The sequence below is a fragment of the Nitrosospira lacus genome, assembly GCF_000355765.4.
Classification (GTDB): domain Bacteria; phylum Pseudomonadota; class Gammaproteobacteria; order Burkholderiales; family Nitrosomonadaceae; genus Nitrosospira; species Nitrosospira lacus.
The window spans coordinates 2550354-2564680 of record NZ_CP021106.3; the positions used below are offsets into that span (position 1 = coordinate 2550354).

Below are 14327 nucleotides of genomic sequence, written 5' to 3' on the forward strand. Positions count from 1 at the left end.
CCATCTATATAAAGAAGAAGGAATAGGGAATGAATTTTCCTCTCATCATGCTGATACTGCTGGTAATCACCGGGGGTATTTCGTTGCTTGATCGCTTCGCGCTGAGGCGCCACCGTGCGCCGGAATCCCAGGGACCGTGGTGGGTGGAGTATCCTAAAAGTTTTTTCCCGGTTATCCTTATCGTGTTCTTCTTGCGTTCATTCCTGGTGGAACCTTTCAAGATTCCATCGGGCTCGATGATCCCCACGCTGCTGGTGGGAGATTTCATCCTCGTCAACAAATACACCTATGGCATTCGCCTGCCGGTCGCCAACGTTAAGATAATGCCCGTAAACGAACCCCGGCGAGGCGAAGTAATGGTGTTCCGTTACCCGGAGAATCCATCCATGGATTATATTAAACGCATCATCGGCGTGCCGGGGGACACGGTTACTTATCGTGATAAGCAGCTGACTATCAATAATATTCCGGTGAAAATGGCATCGGATGGCGAGTACACATATATAGAATCCGGTTTGAATTACGTTTACAGCCGGCGCTTTCATGAATCGATGGGTGAACAAAGCCACAGCATCCTTATCAACCCGGAAGTTCCCGATATGCATATTGCCGGAGTACGTCCGTTCCCGCACCGCGAAAACTGCTCCTACAATGACAGAGGATTTACCTGCAAGGTACCCGAGGGAAATTATTTCACAATGGGCGACAATCGCGATAGCAGCAGCGATAGCCGGTACTGGGGATTTGTGCCGGAACAAAATATTGTCGGTAAGGCATTCATGATCTGGTGGAACTTCAGTGACCTGACCCGTATCGGATTGTCCATTAAATAGCAGGAACAAAATATCCATTCAATCTTGTCTCATCGTTTCGTCGCTCTTCGGCCTGAATTCGCCAGTTGGAAGGGTCGGCGAACAGCCTGTCCGGCATATCGGACTTTGAGAATCTCCGTCACTCATTAACAGATGGCCAGCAACATACTTTGCCGGAAAATCGGCTATGCCTTTAATCATCCGAAGTTGCTACGTCAGGCACTTACCCATCGCAGCCATAGCCTGCCGCATAATGAGCGTCTTGAATTTCTTGGTGACAGCATACTCAACTGCGCAGTTGCTGGGTTGATATTCAGGCGGTTTCCCGACGTGACCGAGGGTGATTTATCGCGAATACGTGCCAATCTTGTCAATCAGCAGGCATTGGCCGAATTGGCGCAAACGCTCGAGTTGGGCGGATTGATCAGATTCGGTGAGGGGGAGCTCAAAAGCGGCGGAGATCGACGCCCCTCGATACTCGCCGATACGCTGGAAGCGGTTCTGGGAGCAATTTATCTTGATGGAGGTTTTCCGGAAGCCGAGAGAGTTGTCGTCAGTCTTTTCACTCCCCTGCTCCAGGGACTGGATCCGCAGATACTGAGCAAAGACCCCAAGACCCTCTTGCAGGAGTACCTGCAGAGCCGCAGACTGGCCCTCCCGCAATATATTGTTGTCGCCGCCACGGGCGAAGCCCACCAGCAACAATTTCAGGTGGAATGCGTGGTTCCGAAACCGTCCCTTCGCACTGCGGGAACAGGCGCCTCTCGCCGCAGCGCCGAGCAGGAAGCAGCCAGGCAAGCTTATGAACAGCTCCAAACACAAAATTAGGCGATTACGGATGAGGCGAATGATCCCTGCTGTATTTCTTGTGACGACCTCGTCATTTTCCACCGGTTGCTCCCAGCGATGACCACCGATCCTGATTATCGTAGCGGCTATGTCGCCATCGTAGGGCGCCCCAATGTCGGCAAATCCACCTTGCTCAATAATTTGGTTGGCCAGAAGGTCAGCATTACTTCAAAAAAATCGCAAACCACCCGCCATCGCATCCATGGCATTTTCACCGATGCGCAATCCCAGTTCATTTTTGTCGATACTCCCGGTTTCCAGACGCAATATACAAATCGTTTGCACAGCACCATGAACCGGGCGGTTATCCAGAGTATGCGGGATGTGGATGTGGTGATACTGGTGATCGAGGCATTGCGTTTCGATGATCGGGACAAGCTTGTGGTAAAGCTCTTGCCTGCCATGGATCGGCCGGACAAGCCGGTAATTCTTGTTGTCAACAAGGTGGATCGCCTTGCCGATAAATCGCGGTTGCTTCCATTCCTTGAAAAAATGGCAAAGGAATACGCATTCGCGGCGATCATACCGGTGAGCGCGGAGAAAGGAACGCAACTCGCGGATTTGATACGAACAGTCCGGTCGTATTTGCCGCAGAATCCGCCATTGTTCGACGAAGGTGAAGTCACCGACCGTAGTGAGCAGTTTATTGCCGCCGAACTGGTTCGAGAAAAGCTGTTTCGCCTGTTGGGAGAAGAAATCCCCTATTCCACCAGCGTCATCATCGATCAATTCACAATGGAGGGTGAATTACGTAAAATTCATGCCTCCATTATTGTGGACAAGACCAATCAAAAAGCGATCGTTATTGGCAAGGATGGAGAGAAACTCAAGCTGATTGCCACACAGGCGCGCAAGGACATGGAACAGAATTTCGGTGGCAAGGTATATCTCAAGGTTTGGGTAAAAGTGAAAAGCGGCTGGGCCGACGATGCGCGGGCATTGAAAAGCCTGGGATATGAGTAATCCCCCACTGCCACTAAAATAATGATTGCGGATACACAACGGCAAGATGCCCAGCCCGCGTTCGTGCTGCATGCTTATCCCTACCGCGAAACCAGCCTCGTGGTGGAAGCTTTCACTCGCGGCTTCGGCAGAGTGCCACTTGTGGCGAAAGGCGCCAAGCGCCCCGGATCCGCACTCAGGGGATTATTGCGGGCGTTTCAGCCTCTGCTGCTGACCTGGGGAGGCAAATCCGAATTACGCACGCTGCACAAGGCGGAATGGCAAGGCGGCCAGATGCCGTTGCAGGGGACGGCTCTGATCTGTGGTTTCTATCTCAACGAACTGCTTGTGCGGTTATTACATCGTCATGATCCCCATGAACAATTATTTGCCTACTATCAGGAAACGTTGGAGGCATTGAGTACCGAGAAGGATTACATTCCCATCCTGCGGCGCTTCGAGCAACGCATGTTGCAAGAATTGGGCTACGCCTTGACGCTCAATCATGACGTCGCATCCGGCAAGCCCACGACGCCGAATGAAGACTATTGTTATGAAATCGAGCGCGGACCGGTGGCCTGGGATGAGAACAATACCGGCCACGGCTTGCAGTTGCGTGGCAAAACCTTGCTGGACATGGAACAAGGGGATTATTCGAACCTTGTGACCCGGCAACAGAGCAAGGCACTGATGCGCTACATACTCAACCACTATCTCGGCGACCAGCCTTTGCACACTCGGCAATTGCTGATAGATCTCCAGCAATTATGACACTCAATGCCAACCTCGCCGACACCGGGCGCAGTACCACCCCGAACGCAACAGTGCAAAAGACCACGGCGGCGGCGAGGTCCACCATTGTCGTCGTCTATCTCACCCTTCCCAGTATTAGCCCAAGCCCGCAAGTCTGTGCTGGAAGCCTTTTTCAAGGCGCATAACCTACGTTCCGCCACGCTCATTGACGCGCGAATCGAAGCGATCAAAGCGTCAAAGCCGTTGACCCAGGACGTTGCCATTATCACGCCGCATCGTTTACTGGCGGCTGGTGCTGGTCAAGCAGATACGCATTACGTTGCAGGCCATTCATCGTTTTGACCAGGGTCTGCCGGACTATGTACTTTTCAATAATTTGCCCGGTGCCGGTCAAGTTCTGGCGCCACGCCTGCTTGCAGCCTTTGGTGAACAGCGTGAACGCTATGCAACTGCCGATGAATTGCAAATGTATTCGGGTATTGCGCCGGTCCTTGAAAGAAGCAGTCAAAAAAGCTGGGTACATTGGCGGTTGCGGTGTCCAAAGTTTGTACGGCAACGTTTGTTGAATGGGCTGCGCAAACCGTTAATAAATCTTTTTGGGCAGGCGCTTTTTACCAGCAGCAGCGGGGAAAAGGCAGCTCTCATCAAGCTGCCTTGCGCGCACTGGCATTCAAATGGATTCGGATCCTTTTCCGTTGCTGGAAAAATCGCACACCTTATGATGAATTCAAGTACCTGAATGCGCTGAAAAAACGCGGCTCACCGTTACTCGCAATACTCGGCGCAGAGAACCCGGAACCAAAATTGCAAAAGTGTAAAAGGGAGAATCCATGTACATTCACGCCTTGACGGATCAACTCTGTCACCCGCACAGAGGATGGAGGGCGTTATGAGGAGATTGGCGCGGAAGCTAGTAGGCTCAGAAAGTAGATTAAGGTGCGGCCTGCAAACTTTGCGGGTCAACACGCCATGACAGGCAAAAAGCGCACTGCAACGTAGTTGGCGGGGCCTGGAATGAGCGGCAAACGGGGAAGCGGAAGATTTATGAGCTGTCATTTACGATTAATATGAGCACATGACTTACTCGCTTCTGAAGCTTGCTCATGTGTTGGGTGCCATATTAATTGGAGGGGGTCTTATCGCTGTTTGGCTTTCGGATCTACGGTCGCGTCAGCTCCGCGAATTGCCTCAGTTCGCAGAAGCTGTTCGGAATATCGCTGTCTTTTATGACGGCGTCGTTGTGCCCGGCGCGATCCTTCTTCTTGTCTCAGGGACGTGGATGATTATCGAGTTTTTTGATGGATGGAGTTTCGTCAAAATACCGTGGTTGGCTGGAATGGTATTTCTCTTTGCCTTCGAGTTTATTGAGGGAAATACCATAACCAGGCTCTATTTCATGCGGTTACGTCGGCTAACGGGCGATGCGTTGAAAGCAGGCGTTTTCACACCGGCGCTTGAGCAAGCACGGGCGGAGAACTTGCCTACATTCACGCATTTCCTTGATCTCCCACTGCTATTTTTGATCGTAGCTCTCGGCGTCATAAAGCCGGATACATGGGCGCTATTTATCTCTGGATCTGTGATAGCCGTCTTGGCTGCAAGCATTCTTACGCTTTACATTCCGAGGCTCTACCGGAGTATGGAGGAGAGCAAAAGTGAGTGATGAAATCCCTATGGAGGTCAAGATGTGTTCCAGTGCCAGATCCAATCCACCGAGAGCGGTCTCGTGGCCACACCCCTTCCGCAAGATTGCCGTTCCAGGATCTGCGTAACGGAGCTAACGCCGGGGCTATCTCCATCAGGAGTAGCCCCTTGATGGACCAACGCAGGGCGCGAGTGCCCAGGCCGGCTGGTAGTAATGCTTGTCATTCGGTTCGACAATCGCAATCCTGAGCGATGATCGTTTGCGAAGAAGACTTGCTGTGACGTCAATACCCGCCGAACCCCCGCCCACCACGACGACATCGAAGGCGTCGCTCCAAATCGAACATCGGACTATGGGTGCTGCTTTTTGCCGCAATAAACGCTATATAGCGTCTGCATGATTTGAACTACTTCAACACTGACCAAACTATAGATAATGTATTTCCCCTTCCGCTCGGTGGTGACGAGCCCTTCATCCCGCAGCACCGTCAACTGCTGCGAAAGCGTTGGTTGCCGAATACCCAACTGCTCTTCCAATTCACCGACATTTCTGGCGCCTTGAATGAGCTGACATAAAATGAGCAGCCTGTCTTCGTTCGCCAATACCTTCAGCATCGCGCATGCCAGGAATGCGGATGCCCGCATGGCCGGGATACTCAGGAAATCTGATTCCAATTTCACCATTGACCTCTCTCAAACCCAGTCTTGCAATGCCACAACAATTAAAGCCCCATCCAGACCCAAGGAGTTACTTCTTAACATATCCCGCCTCATCATGACTTGGCGGACGGCCTGATACCGTGCTTGCAATATCATTATGCGGGTTCCGCATTCCAAAAAAACCGATAAACCGGTGTCTCTCCAGAATTTCAAAAATTCCCATTCCCAGCAGCATGGCGGCAACAAATACCATGCCTTTGACACTGCCGCTCCCAACGAGAACCAGGGCAGGACCCGGACATATCCCTGCCATGCCCCAGCCCATACCAAATGCGAGACTCCCCAGTACCAGCCTTTTATCGATTACGCGCGAAGTGGGCAGGTTGATGGGAAATCCCAGGTAACTGCGGTCACGCTTGCCGGCCATGGCGAACGCCACCGAACCGACGCCAATGGCCCCCGCCATCACCAGCGCGAGGGAGGGATCCCACGCTCCCGCGACATCGAGAAATGCCAGGACTTTGCCAGGGTTTGCCATTCCTGCAAGAATCAACCCCAACCCAAAAATCAGACCCGATACCCATGCCGTGATGTTGATCATTTTGACGTCCCTCCAGTTCTATATCTGAAAAACGTGCCGAATCACATACACCGTGGCAAAACCCGTTCCCATAAAAACCAGGGTTGCGATCATGGAGCGCGGCGACAAGCGCGATAACCCGCAGACGCCATGTCCACTGGTGCAACCGGAACCGTAACGCGTACCCAGCCCCACCACTAACCCGGCGATTCCCATCACCGCGTAGCTGCCGTCAATGCGGACGGCGGGCAGAGCAGCGAACAATTGCCAAACCAGCGGCGCGACGACGAGGCCTGAAATAAAAGCAACACGCCAACCCATGTCGTCCTTCTGCCCCTTGAGCACCCCCCCCACGATGCCGGAAATCCCCGCGATCCGTCCATTCATGAGTACCAGTAATGCTACCGCCATACCGATGACCGCGCCCCCTCCCAGCGCAGACCATGGCGTGAACTGACTCCAATTGATTAACATTCATGCCTCCTCTTGCGATCCGTTAAAAACCAATCCTTCATGGAATCTATCATTATATTGATACATAATATATCATTATACATACTATTGCCAACATGCAGGACATGGGGATAAGATGCGATTGATCAATCGCAAGTGAGAGAAACATCAGATGGAATCAAATCAAGGTTTTTTTGATCCCCGCGACATGGACAATGAGCTACATCGGGGCACACCCGGCGGCCAGATGCTTTTGCAGCCGATTTCCATTAAGTCTGGCTGACTGCTGGCTGTTGAGCCGTTTTGATCTACCCTATCACCAGCACATCGCAGCCTGCATCCTGTATCACGCGCGTTGTGACACCGCCAGGTAGCATCTCGTCCCGTTCGGAGCGGCCGTGCTTGCCAACGACGATCAGGTCGGGCGCAAGCGATTCTATTTTTCCCCGGATTACGGCATGAGCATGGCCGCGCTCTATAATGCCGGACACCAAACCACTCGACGCCCCCAGTTCCGCTATGAATTGCTGCATCTCTCCGTTCTTCCGGGTTTTAATTTCAGCCTCGTAAATTTGCATCAATTTATCGTCCACGCCAGCGGAATGCAGGCTGGCTTCGAATGGCACCTCAAACGCATGCAAAACAGTAATATGCGCATGTGGAGCAATGTTCATGGCAAACCTTGCCGCCTGCCGGGAAGATTCGGAGAAGTCCACCGCTACCAGTATATTCCTGTACATGACCTCGGGTTCGCGTTTCACAATCAACAGCGGCCGAGTCAGCTTGCGCAGTACTTTATCGACGGTGGAACCGATAAACAGATCACGTACGAAACCGCCACCGTGAGCCCCCAGCACAACCAGGCCGACACCCAGCAATTCAGCGTAATGAACAATCTCGGTATAAGCGCGCCCCACATTCAGTGTCGTTGTAATAACCTGAATCCCGTATTTATCAGAAAGCTTATGTTCGATTTCAGCCAACTGCGTGCGTGACGATTCCATCAATCGCTGCTCTGTATCCAGTGGAGTCGGGTCTAGATGACGCAGCGCTTCCAGCGCAAGATTATCGATGACATGTAGCAAGTGCAGTGATTCGCAGCGCAATTCCCGAGCCAGCAGGGCGGCCCGTGCTTCGGCGCGACTCGCAAACGGGGACATGTCCGTAGCGGCCACTATTCGCTTTATTGGAAACACAGCGAGTCTCCTTCTAGAAAGGTTTCAGGAATCGGATTAACTTACATGAAAATTCCGCATCATGCCCAAATCTTCATGCTCCAGATTATGACAGTGATAAAGAAACAGGCCGGTGTAATCTTCGAACGGCTTGATGATGTCGATTTCCTCGCCCGGCATGACTAATACCGTGTCTTTCCAGCCGTTGTTGATGAAACCTTCCCGGACTGTGGCATAACCGCCGGCATCCTGCTCCTTCAAGGTGCGCGAGATAACCCGGAACTGCTGACCATGCAGATGAATCGGGTGCGGCATGGGCATCATCATGCCCATGCCGCCCATTCTTTCGCCCCCCATCCCTCCCATCCCCATGCCACCCCCCATCGACCCCTGGACATTGGAAATACGAACCTTCTGGATGGTATTGACAGGTATTCTTTCGATATCCATCACATCATCCATCTCGAACGACCGGCCATTCAGTTGGGGCGACATATGGCCCATGCTGGCGGCAATCGGGACAGGCCGGTCTGGATTCGATACATCATGTTCCATCAACTTGCGCATCTTGACGAGACTCTGCGGAAGCCGGGGGGAGTCACTGACTTTCGCGGCGATATGGAAGCGGGCGATCGGAAAGGATTCACCCTGGGCCGGTCCGCCACGCACCATGCCGCCACGGCCCCTGCCTCTCATCCCGCCGCCCATACCACCCATGCCGCCCCCCATGCTCATGCCGCCCATACCACCCATACGTGGCAGGTCATATTCGAGGCTGCGCAGCATCAGATCGCTTCCCGCCTCGCGTCCACTGAAGTCGACCCACAATTCGACGCGTTCGGCCGGTGCAAGCATGATATATGGATAGGTTCCAGGCGATTCCAGCAATCCGCCATCGGTCCCGATGGCGATGAGTGGCGTGCCATCATCCCAGCCAAGCTTGTAAATCCTCGAATTCGATCCATTGAACACGCGCAAACGATAGGCACGGGTCTTCACTGGAATGACGCTGTTTGCCTGTCCGTTGACCAGAATGGTATCCCCCAGGAAACCGCTCATCCTCTCATGCATGCCGAATATGTATTGCAATTGATTACCGGCGGTAAAGCGCCGGTCCTGGATTACGATGGGAATATCGTGCTCGCCATCGGGCAGACCCAGCTTACGTTCCTGCTCGTCGGTAATCGTGATCAACCCGGCTTGGCCGCGATAAACTTGCGTTGCGGTCATTTCGTGAGTGTGGGCATGGTACCAGTTTGTTCCGGCGGGATTCTTCACTTCAAACTCGTACACGTATCGTTCGCCTGGTTCGATCGCATACATGGGATGTCCGTCCATTTTCTGCGGCACATGCATACCGTGCCAATGCATGATCGACGGCTCGGGCAGTTGATTGTAAAAAAATATCCGGACTTTCTGGCCCTGCGCCAGATTCAGCGTCGGCCCCAGGTAGCCCGGCAGGATTTTCAAGGCTGCTTTAGGGCCCTTCAATACTTTGCCATCGTATTTGAAGACGCTTGTATGGGCGCCGGGCAGAATCGGAACCTCGGCTATTCGCGCGAAAAACTCCACTTCCACATCGGATTTGAAGGCGGAGCTCGGCTTGGTATCAAGAATGCGGCCGGCTTCGCCTCGCGCGAAACCGGGCAATGCGGCCGCCACTGTGCCGGCCAGGGCATAGTGCAGGAATTGCCGCCTTTTATAATCGTGATGTGTCATTATTTTCCCTCGCTTTTTTCACGGTAAGTAATCCATGTGTCAAACCCCGCAATAGCGGGCTGTTACTGATGATGCATAGGTTGACGGGAATGTCCCGGAACGGCGTGATGCGCATGATCGCTCAACTGGGCGTCAAACCACCGGTGAATCGCATTAATCAACTTTTGCGAATCGGTGGAGTAATCGATCTGTGCACCGTCCGGAAGCTCTGTGTACTTTATTTGGACTGCTTCAAGCCTCCATTCGCTGTTTTAGAAAAGATGGATGTGGTTTTTTCAAGATCGAATGGCATGACATGCGCGCCACGGTGCGCGACTTCATCAAGCCGCTTCTCGTCCGCCTTTTCCACCGCATGAGCCGGTATTATCGTGAACAAGCGAATAATAACGGTATCGTGAGCAAATTCATTGTTACCCCTTTTCTTCATAAGATCCCCGCTGGGCATCGAATAGACAAACGCCCTTCACGCAAATAAGAGATATATCGACAACAAAATTCCCACCATGGCGACCGATAAAGATAGAAATGACGAGAGCCACGGTATGGGCAGTTTGGGAAGATCCTCGGCCGGGAGCGAAGATATGTAAACCCGATGATTACGCAGGGCGCCAAGGATTACCGCGGAGCCGGTAAGCACAAGAGCTATGCCGAGCACGGCGGAGGGCCAATGAGCAGGGTGTAATTCTGCCGGAGCCGCAACTGAGATCGCCATGAGACTTAAAAACAGACCGAACCTGGCAACCACAAAACCGAGGGCCATTATCGTAAGTCCTGTGCGCACCCATGCCAGAAGCGTGCGCTCTGCGGCAAAGAAAACGCGCGGGTCCGACATTCCTTTCCGCTCTCCCCATTTTTGCAGGTTTACCCTTCACCCTGTGGATGAATGTTTTCACCCTGAATCCCCACCGGACTTCTGAATCCCGGATTCAGCAGGTTATATATATAATAATTATAGTATAGTAGGTTTTTGGTTTCCAACTGAGCCAAAGCTCGCTCCAGCCTGTGTACGAATGTGCTTGGGCCGTGAATACAGGACGCGTCGCATCGCGCGGCCGCTGGAGCAGGATACCGATGTCCTACGGACTGGTTGCCATATCCGACCCTAACCGCCGCACGCGCGGCAATTATTAACAAAAAAATCATGATCGAACTGGGTGTCAATATTGATCACGTCGCCACACTGCGACAGGCGCGAGGCACAACTTATCCGAGCCCTGTAGAAGCGGCGATGGTCGCGGAATCGGCTGGGGCAGATGCAATTACGCTGCACCTGCGCGAAGACCGCCGCCATATCCAGGACGCGGATGTGGAGATTCTACGCAATGTACTTAAAACCCGCATGAATCTGGAGAGCGCGGTGACAGGCGAAATGATAGATTTTGCGCTACGCATCCGTCCTCAGGACGTTTGCCTCGTGCCCGAGCGCCGCGAAGAACTGACCACCGAAGGAGGGCTCGACGTAGTGCGGCATTTTGAACAGGTGAGGCAGGCGTGCGGCAGGCTAACCAACGCGGGCATTCGCGTGTCGCTATTCATTAATGCCGACGCCGCCCAGATCGATGCCGCGGCGCGGACCGGCGCGCCGGCAATCGAGATCCACACAGGCCAATATGCCGATGCGAGAACCGCGAGCGAGCAACAGAGTGAGCTGGAACGAATTCGCGTTGCGGTAAGGGAAGGTATGGGCCGGGGACTGAAAGTCAATGCCGGGCACGGATTACATTATCATAATGTCCAGCCCATCGCGGCGATACCCGGGATATCCGAGCTTAATATCGGCCATGCCATCGTTGCCCATGCCCTGTTTATCGGCCTTGAACAGGCGGTACGGGAAATGAGAAAACTGATGCTGGAAGCGCGTAAATGATTTATGGAATCGGAACCGATCTGGTGGAACCTTCGCGCATTGCGCGCTTGCTCGAAAAATATGGCGAACGCTTTGCCAGGCGATTGCTCACGGATGAGGAATGGCCCGAATATATCAAGAGCGGCCAGCCCGCCATGTTTCTTGCCAAACGCTTCGCCGCCAAGGAAGCCCTTTCCAAGGCAATCGGTACGGGTATGCGCTATCCAGTGAGTTTGAGCCATATCGGGGTAACCCATGACTCTCTGGGTAAGCCGTATTTCGCCTTTCACCCCGCATTGAGCGCGCTGGTCAAAAATGAAGGTATCATCCGCCACCATCTTTCCATCAGCGATGAATTGAACCTGGCATGTGCTTTTGTCATTCTGGAAAAATAATAGGCACTATAAGCCCGCATTTTCCTCGTGATGCTTGCGCTGCTCAATGAATTCTATCGCTTGCATATTCGAGCATATTGCTTGACCCGGAATCCAGTCCGAACTCACAATAGTGTGTCCTGAACGCCACTGGATATCGGCTTCCGCAGGTATGACGTTTGTACAGTTTGATTGCTGCATTAACAGAACTTTGCCTTCATAGGACATCCCATGTCGCTCGGACCCATCATGCTCGACATCGAAGGCGCGCAGCTTACCGCCAGCGACAAGACGAGACTCCTGCACCCGCTGGTGGGCGGGGTAATCCTGTTCACGCGCAATTACGCATCGCTTGAACAGCTCATAGAGCTCACCACCGGGATTCACGCGCTTCGTACCCCGCCGCTCCTTATCGCGGTGGATCATGAGGGTGGCAGAGTGCAGCGTTTTCGTACGGATTTCACGAGGCTGCCACCCATGCGCGAACTGGGCAAAATATGGGATGAACATCCGGGCAGGGCGCGGCATCTGGCGCAGCAGACGGGCTACGTGCTGTCGGCGGAACTGCGCGCCGCAGGGATAGACTTGAGCTTTACCCCAGTGCTGGACACGGATCACGGACAGAGCTGCGTCATCGGTGACCGCGCTTTTCACCACAAACCGCAAGGTATCGCCGAACTGGCTCACAGCCTGATGTCCGGACTGAAGCTGGGCGGCATGGCGGCGGTAGGAAAACATTTTCCGGGGCACGGTTATATTCAGGCGGATTCCCATGTTGAGGTGCCAGTGGACGAGCGCACTTATCCGGAAATCGAAAAAAGCGACCTGGTCCCGTTTCGCAAAATGATTGACTTCGGGCTCGCCGGCATCATGCCGGCGCATGTCATTTACCCCTTGGTCGATACGCGCCCTGCGGGGTTTTCGGAAATATGGTTGAAAAAGATCCTGCGCGGTGAACTGGACTTCGAAGGCTGCATTTTCAGCGATGACTTGAACATGGCAGGCGCGGCGGTCGCGGGTGATATATTGCAACGCGCGGAAAGCGCGCTGCATGCGGGTTGCGACATGATACTGGCATGCAATAACTCGAGAGCGGCGGATACATTGCTGGAGAAATTACAGTGGGACATTCCGGCCATCAGCGTTGTGCGCCTTGCGCGCATGCGCGGACGGCCCCATCCCGATTCGCTCGTAAAACTGCATGAGAACGCCAATTTTGTAAAAGCGGTGGAGAATATCGCCGGGATCGGACTCGGCAGCGGTGAATTGCCGCTGGGCTAACAGCCTTTCGGATGGGGAACTGATGTTGACGATTTTGAGGGCTAATAATTGTTCTATTGACTGAGAAAGCGATGAAATATGGACCGGCCCGATGCTTTAAGTCCGGCTTCTGCAGCCGATCTCCTTTAAGTCCGGCAGGCTGCCAGCGTCAAAAAATATCGGGAACGGTTGAAAAAACAGCAAGCGGACCTATATTGACTACTGAGTGCTGATTCCAGTCATTTCAGCATTGATGCTAACCATTTAATTCACATGGAGGTAATATGGCTATTGCTCGTTACGAACCCTGGAGTTTACTGAATCAATTACACAAAGAACTGGATCGTGTGCGCGAGGGTGGAGGGGGCGAGGGATCGGCTGCCACCGCCGAATGGGCGCCGGCGGTCGATATCAAGGAAGAAGCCGACAAGTTCGTCCTGCTGGCGGATCTTCCGGGGGTAAAACCTGAGGAGATCGATGTTAGCATGGAGGATGGCGTGCTGACGATCAGAGGCGAAAAGAGAACCGAGGCAAAAACCGAGAAAGAAGGTTATAAACGGGTTGAGCGTACCTACGGCTCTTTTTACCGGCGCTTCAGTTTACCGGATACGGCGAATTCAGACGCGATATCGGCAAAAACTAATCATGGTGTCCTGGAAATCGTCATCCCCAAACGTGAAGCCGTCCAGCCAAAGAAAATTAACGTAACTTCGGCCGAATAATGCCCGAGTAAGCGAGCGGAGCCAAACGAGATGCGCGGCTCCGTTTTTCTTGAGCGGACCAAAGAGGTGAACGACCCATACCACCTGCAACGCTTCGTGGATGCCCAGCAGCCCATCTTCAGAAAAGTATGCCGTGAATTAAAGGACGGCAGAAAGCAAAGTCACTGGATGTGGTTTATCTTCCCGCAGATTAGTGGCTTGGGTCAAAGCGAGATGGCGCACAAATTCGCCATTTCTTCTCGGGAAGAAGCCGAGGCATATCTGAAGCACCCCATTCTTGGAAGCCGGTTACTGGAGTGTAGCCGGATCGTCGCTGCTCTTGGCGGACGCTCTATCGAAGATATTTTTGAATACCCGGACACCATGAAGTTTCGGTCATCGATGACCTTATTTGCGCACGTTACGGCTGGCAATAAAGTGTTTAATGACTGCTTGCGCAAATATTTCAAAGGAGAGCCCGACCCTTTTACGCTAGCCCGTATATCTCACCGGATCGAGGAATGATGGCGAGCGGTTTGTGAGTCGATTGGCGTATCCT

General features: G+C 53.1%; 19 protein-coding genes. 11 read left to right on the plus strand and 8 right to left on the minus strand.

Annotation, left to right across the window (positions count from 1 at the left end; genetic code table 11):
• Nucleotides 1-29: 29 nt before the first annotated feature.
• The 6 genes from lepB to EBAPG3_RS11585 all read left to right on the plus strand — a co-directional run bounded on the left by lepB (nt 30) and on the right by EBAPG3_RS11585 (nt 5019).
• Nucleotides 30-833 carry a signal peptidase I gene (lepB, locus tag EBAPG3_RS11560; RefSeq protein ID WP_004177459.1) on the plus strand — a complete coding sequence of 268 codons (804 nt, stop codon included), beginning with the start codon at nt 30-32 and terminating at the stop codon, nt 831-833.
• Between the two features lie 132 nt (nt 834-965).
• Nucleotides 966-1640, plus strand: a complete 675-nt coding sequence (gene rnc / locus EBAPG3_RS11565; protein ID WP_004177462.1) for a ribonuclease III — start codon at nt 966-968, stop codon at nt 1638-1640.
• A 78-nt stretch (nt 1641-1718) separates the two neighbouring features.
• Nucleotides 1719-2624: a GTPase Era gene (gene era, locus EBAPG3_RS11570; protein WP_004177468.1), complete on the plus strand. Its 906-nt coding sequence runs from the start codon at nt 1719-1721 to the stop codon at nt 2622-2624.
• A gap of 21 nt (nt 2625-2645) precedes the next feature.
• Nucleotides 2646-3374, plus strand: coding sequence for a DNA repair protein RecO (gene recO, locus EBAPG3_RS11575; protein WP_004177469.1), 729 nt, complete (start codon nt 2646-2648; stop codon nt 3372-3374).
• Between the two features lie 274 nt (nt 3375-3648).
• A complete protein-coding gene (locus tag EBAPG3_RS11580) occupies nt 3649-4095 on the plus strand; it encodes a transposase (RefSeq protein ID WP_161493800.1) in 447 nt (148 codons plus the stop codon).
• A 336-nt stretch (nt 4096-4431) separates the two neighbouring features.
• Nucleotides 4432-5019 (plus strand): DUF2269 domain-containing protein, encoded by a 588-nt coding sequence (locus EBAPG3_RS11585; RefSeq protein ID WP_004177471.1) that lies wholly within the window; start codon nt 4432-4434, stop codon nt 5017-5019.
• A gap of 135 nt (nt 5020-5154) precedes the next feature.
• Here the strand turns inward: EBAPG3_RS11585 and EBAPG3_RS11590 are convergent, their stop codons facing one another.
• The 8 genes from EBAPG3_RS11590 to EBAPG3_RS11625 form a co-directional block, all read right to left on the minus strand.
• On the minus strand, nt 5155-5313 hold the full coding sequence (locus EBAPG3_RS11590) for a hypothetical protein (RefSeq protein WP_418304121.1): 159 nt from the start codon (nt 5311-5313) through the stop codon (nt 5155-5157).
• A 38-nt stretch (nt 5314-5351) separates the two neighbouring features.
• Nucleotides 5352-5684 carry an ArsR/SmtB family transcription factor gene (locus EBAPG3_RS11595; RefSeq protein ID WP_004177472.1) on the minus strand — a complete coding sequence of 111 codons (333 nt, stop codon included), beginning with the start codon at nt 5682-5684 and terminating at the stop codon, nt 5352-5354.
• Between the two features lie 64 nt (nt 5685-5748).
• On the minus strand, nt 5749-6261 hold the full coding sequence (locus EBAPG3_RS11600; RefSeq protein ID WP_004177473.1) for a YeeE/YedE family protein: 513 nt from the start codon (nt 6259-6261) through the stop codon (nt 5749-5751).
• Nucleotides 6262-6279: 18 nt separating this feature from the next.
• Complete coding sequence (locus EBAPG3_RS11605; protein WP_040852092.1) at nt 6280-6714, minus strand: YeeE/YedE family protein; 435 nt, start codon at nt 6712-6714, stop codon at nt 6280-6282.
• A 287-nt stretch (nt 6715-7001) separates the two neighbouring features.
• Nucleotides 7002-7889 (minus strand): universal stress protein, encoded by an 888-nt coding sequence (locus EBAPG3_RS11610; protein WP_004177475.1) that lies wholly within the window; start codon nt 7887-7889, stop codon nt 7002-7004.
• A 36-nt stretch (nt 7890-7925) separates the two neighbouring features.
• Complete coding sequence (locus tag EBAPG3_RS11615) at nt 7926-9587, minus strand: multicopper oxidase family protein (RefSeq protein WP_040852094.1); 1662 nt, start codon at nt 9585-9587, stop codon at nt 7926-7928.
• Nucleotides 9588-9804: 217 nt separating this feature from the next.
• Nucleotides 9805-10014 (minus strand): hypothetical protein, encoded by a 210-nt coding sequence (locus EBAPG3_RS15455; protein WP_227869207.1) that lies wholly within the window; start codon nt 10012-10014, stop codon nt 9805-9807.
• Between the two features lie 36 nt (nt 10015-10050).
• Nucleotides 10051-10419 (minus strand): YidH family protein, encoded by a 369-nt coding sequence (locus tag EBAPG3_RS11625; protein WP_040852097.1) that lies wholly within the window; start codon nt 10417-10419, stop codon nt 10051-10053.
• A gap of 309 nt (nt 10420-10728) precedes the next feature.
• On the opposite strand from EBAPG3_RS11625, the gene pdxJ reads away from it, so the two are divergent.
• From pdxJ to EBAPG3_RS11655, 5 genes are all read left to right on the plus strand, one after another.
• Complete coding sequence (gene pdxJ, locus EBAPG3_RS11630; protein WP_040852102.1) at nt 10729-11454, plus strand: pyridoxine 5'-phosphate synthase; 726 nt, start codon at nt 10729-10731, stop codon at nt 11452-11454.
• Nucleotides 11451-11828, plus strand: coding sequence for a holo-ACP synthase (gene acpS, locus EBAPG3_RS11635; protein WP_004177483.1), 378 nt, complete (start codon nt 11451-11453; stop codon nt 11826-11828). The genes pdxJ and acpS overlap by 4 nt, the downstream gene beginning before the upstream one ends.
• A 210-nt stretch (nt 11829-12038) precedes the next feature.
• Entirely contained in the window at nt 12039-13088 is a 1050-nt protein-coding gene (nagZ, locus tag EBAPG3_RS11645; protein WP_004177486.1) for a beta-N-acetylhexosaminidase, read from the plus strand.
• Between the two features lie 263 nt (nt 13089-13351).
• The gene (locus EBAPG3_RS11650) at nt 13352-13789 is read left to right on the plus strand and encodes an Hsp20/alpha crystallin family protein (protein WP_004177488.1); all 438 of its coding nucleotides are present in this window, start codon (nt 13352-13354) and stop codon (nt 13787-13789) included.
• Nucleotides 13790-13819: 30 nt separating this feature from the next.
• Nucleotides 13820-14293 carry a DUF1810 domain-containing protein gene (locus tag EBAPG3_RS11655; RefSeq protein ID WP_004177489.1) on the plus strand — a complete coding sequence of 158 codons (474 nt, stop codon included), beginning with the start codon at nt 13820-13822 and terminating at the stop codon, nt 14291-14293.
• Nucleotides 14294-14327 lie beyond the last annotated feature (34 nt).

What these genes read in the sequence shown, in the direction of transcription:
- EBAPG3_RS11615 (WP_040852094.1), bottom strand. Translation starts at nt 9,587, where the DNA reads ATGACACATCACGATTATAAAAGGCGGCAATTCCTGCACTATGCCCTG.
- lepB (WP_004177459.1), top strand. Translation starts at nt 30, where the DNA reads ATGAATTTTCCTCTCATCATGCTGATACTGCTGGTAATCACCGGGGGT.
- EBAPG3_RS11655 (WP_004177489.1), top strand. Translation starts at nt 13,820, where the DNA reads ATGCGCGGCTCCGTTTTTCTTGAGCGGACCAAAGAGGTGAACGACCCA.
- acpS (WP_004177483.1), top strand. Translation starts at nt 11,451, where the DNA reads ATGATTTATGGAATCGGAACCGATCTGGTGGAACCTTCGCGCATTGCG.
- recO (WP_004177469.1), top strand. Translation starts at nt 2,646, where the DNA reads ATGATTGCGGATACACAACGGCAAGATGCCCAGCCCGCGTTCGTGCTG.
- era (WP_004177468.1), top strand. Translation starts at nt 1,719, where the DNA reads ATGACCACCGATCCTGATTATCGTAGCGGCTATGTCGCCATCGTAGGG.
- EBAPG3_RS11595 (WP_004177472.1), bottom strand. Translation starts at nt 5,684, where the DNA reads ATGGTGAAATTGGAATCAGATTTCCTGAGTATCCCGGCCATGCGGGCA.
- rnc (WP_004177462.1), top strand. Translation starts at nt 966, where the DNA reads ATGGCCAGCAACATACTTTGCCGGAAAATCGGCTATGCCTTTAATCAT.
- pdxJ (WP_040852102.1), top strand. Translation starts at nt 10,729, where the DNA reads ATGATCGAACTGGGTGTCAATATTGATCACGTCGCCACACTGCGACAG.
- EBAPG3_RS11650 (WP_004177488.1), top strand. Translation starts at nt 13,352, where the DNA reads ATGGCTATTGCTCGTTACGAACCCTGGAGTTTACTGAATCAATTACAC.
- nagZ (WP_004177486.1), top strand. Translation starts at nt 12,039, where the DNA reads ATGTCGCTCGGACCCATCATGCTCGACATCGAAGGCGCGCAGCTTACC.
- EBAPG3_RS15455 (WP_227869207.1), bottom strand. Translation starts at nt 10,014, where the DNA reads ATGAAGAAAAGGGGTAACAATGAATTTGCTCACGATACCGTTATTATT.
- EBAPG3_RS11625 (WP_040852097.1), bottom strand. Translation starts at nt 10,419, where the DNA reads ATGTCGGACCCGCGCGTTTTCTTTGCCGCAGAGCGCACGCTTCTGGCA.
- EBAPG3_RS11605 (WP_040852092.1), bottom strand. Translation starts at nt 6,714, where the DNA reads ATGTTAATCAATTGGAGTCAGTTCACGCCATGGTCTGCGCTGGGAGGG.
- EBAPG3_RS11600 (WP_004177473.1), bottom strand. Translation starts at nt 6,261, where the DNA reads ATGATCAACATCACGGCATGGGTATCGGGTCTGATTTTTGGGTTGGGG.
- EBAPG3_RS11585 (WP_004177471.1), top strand. Translation starts at nt 4,432, where the DNA reads ATGACTTACTCGCTTCTGAAGCTTGCTCATGTGTTGGGTGCCATATTA.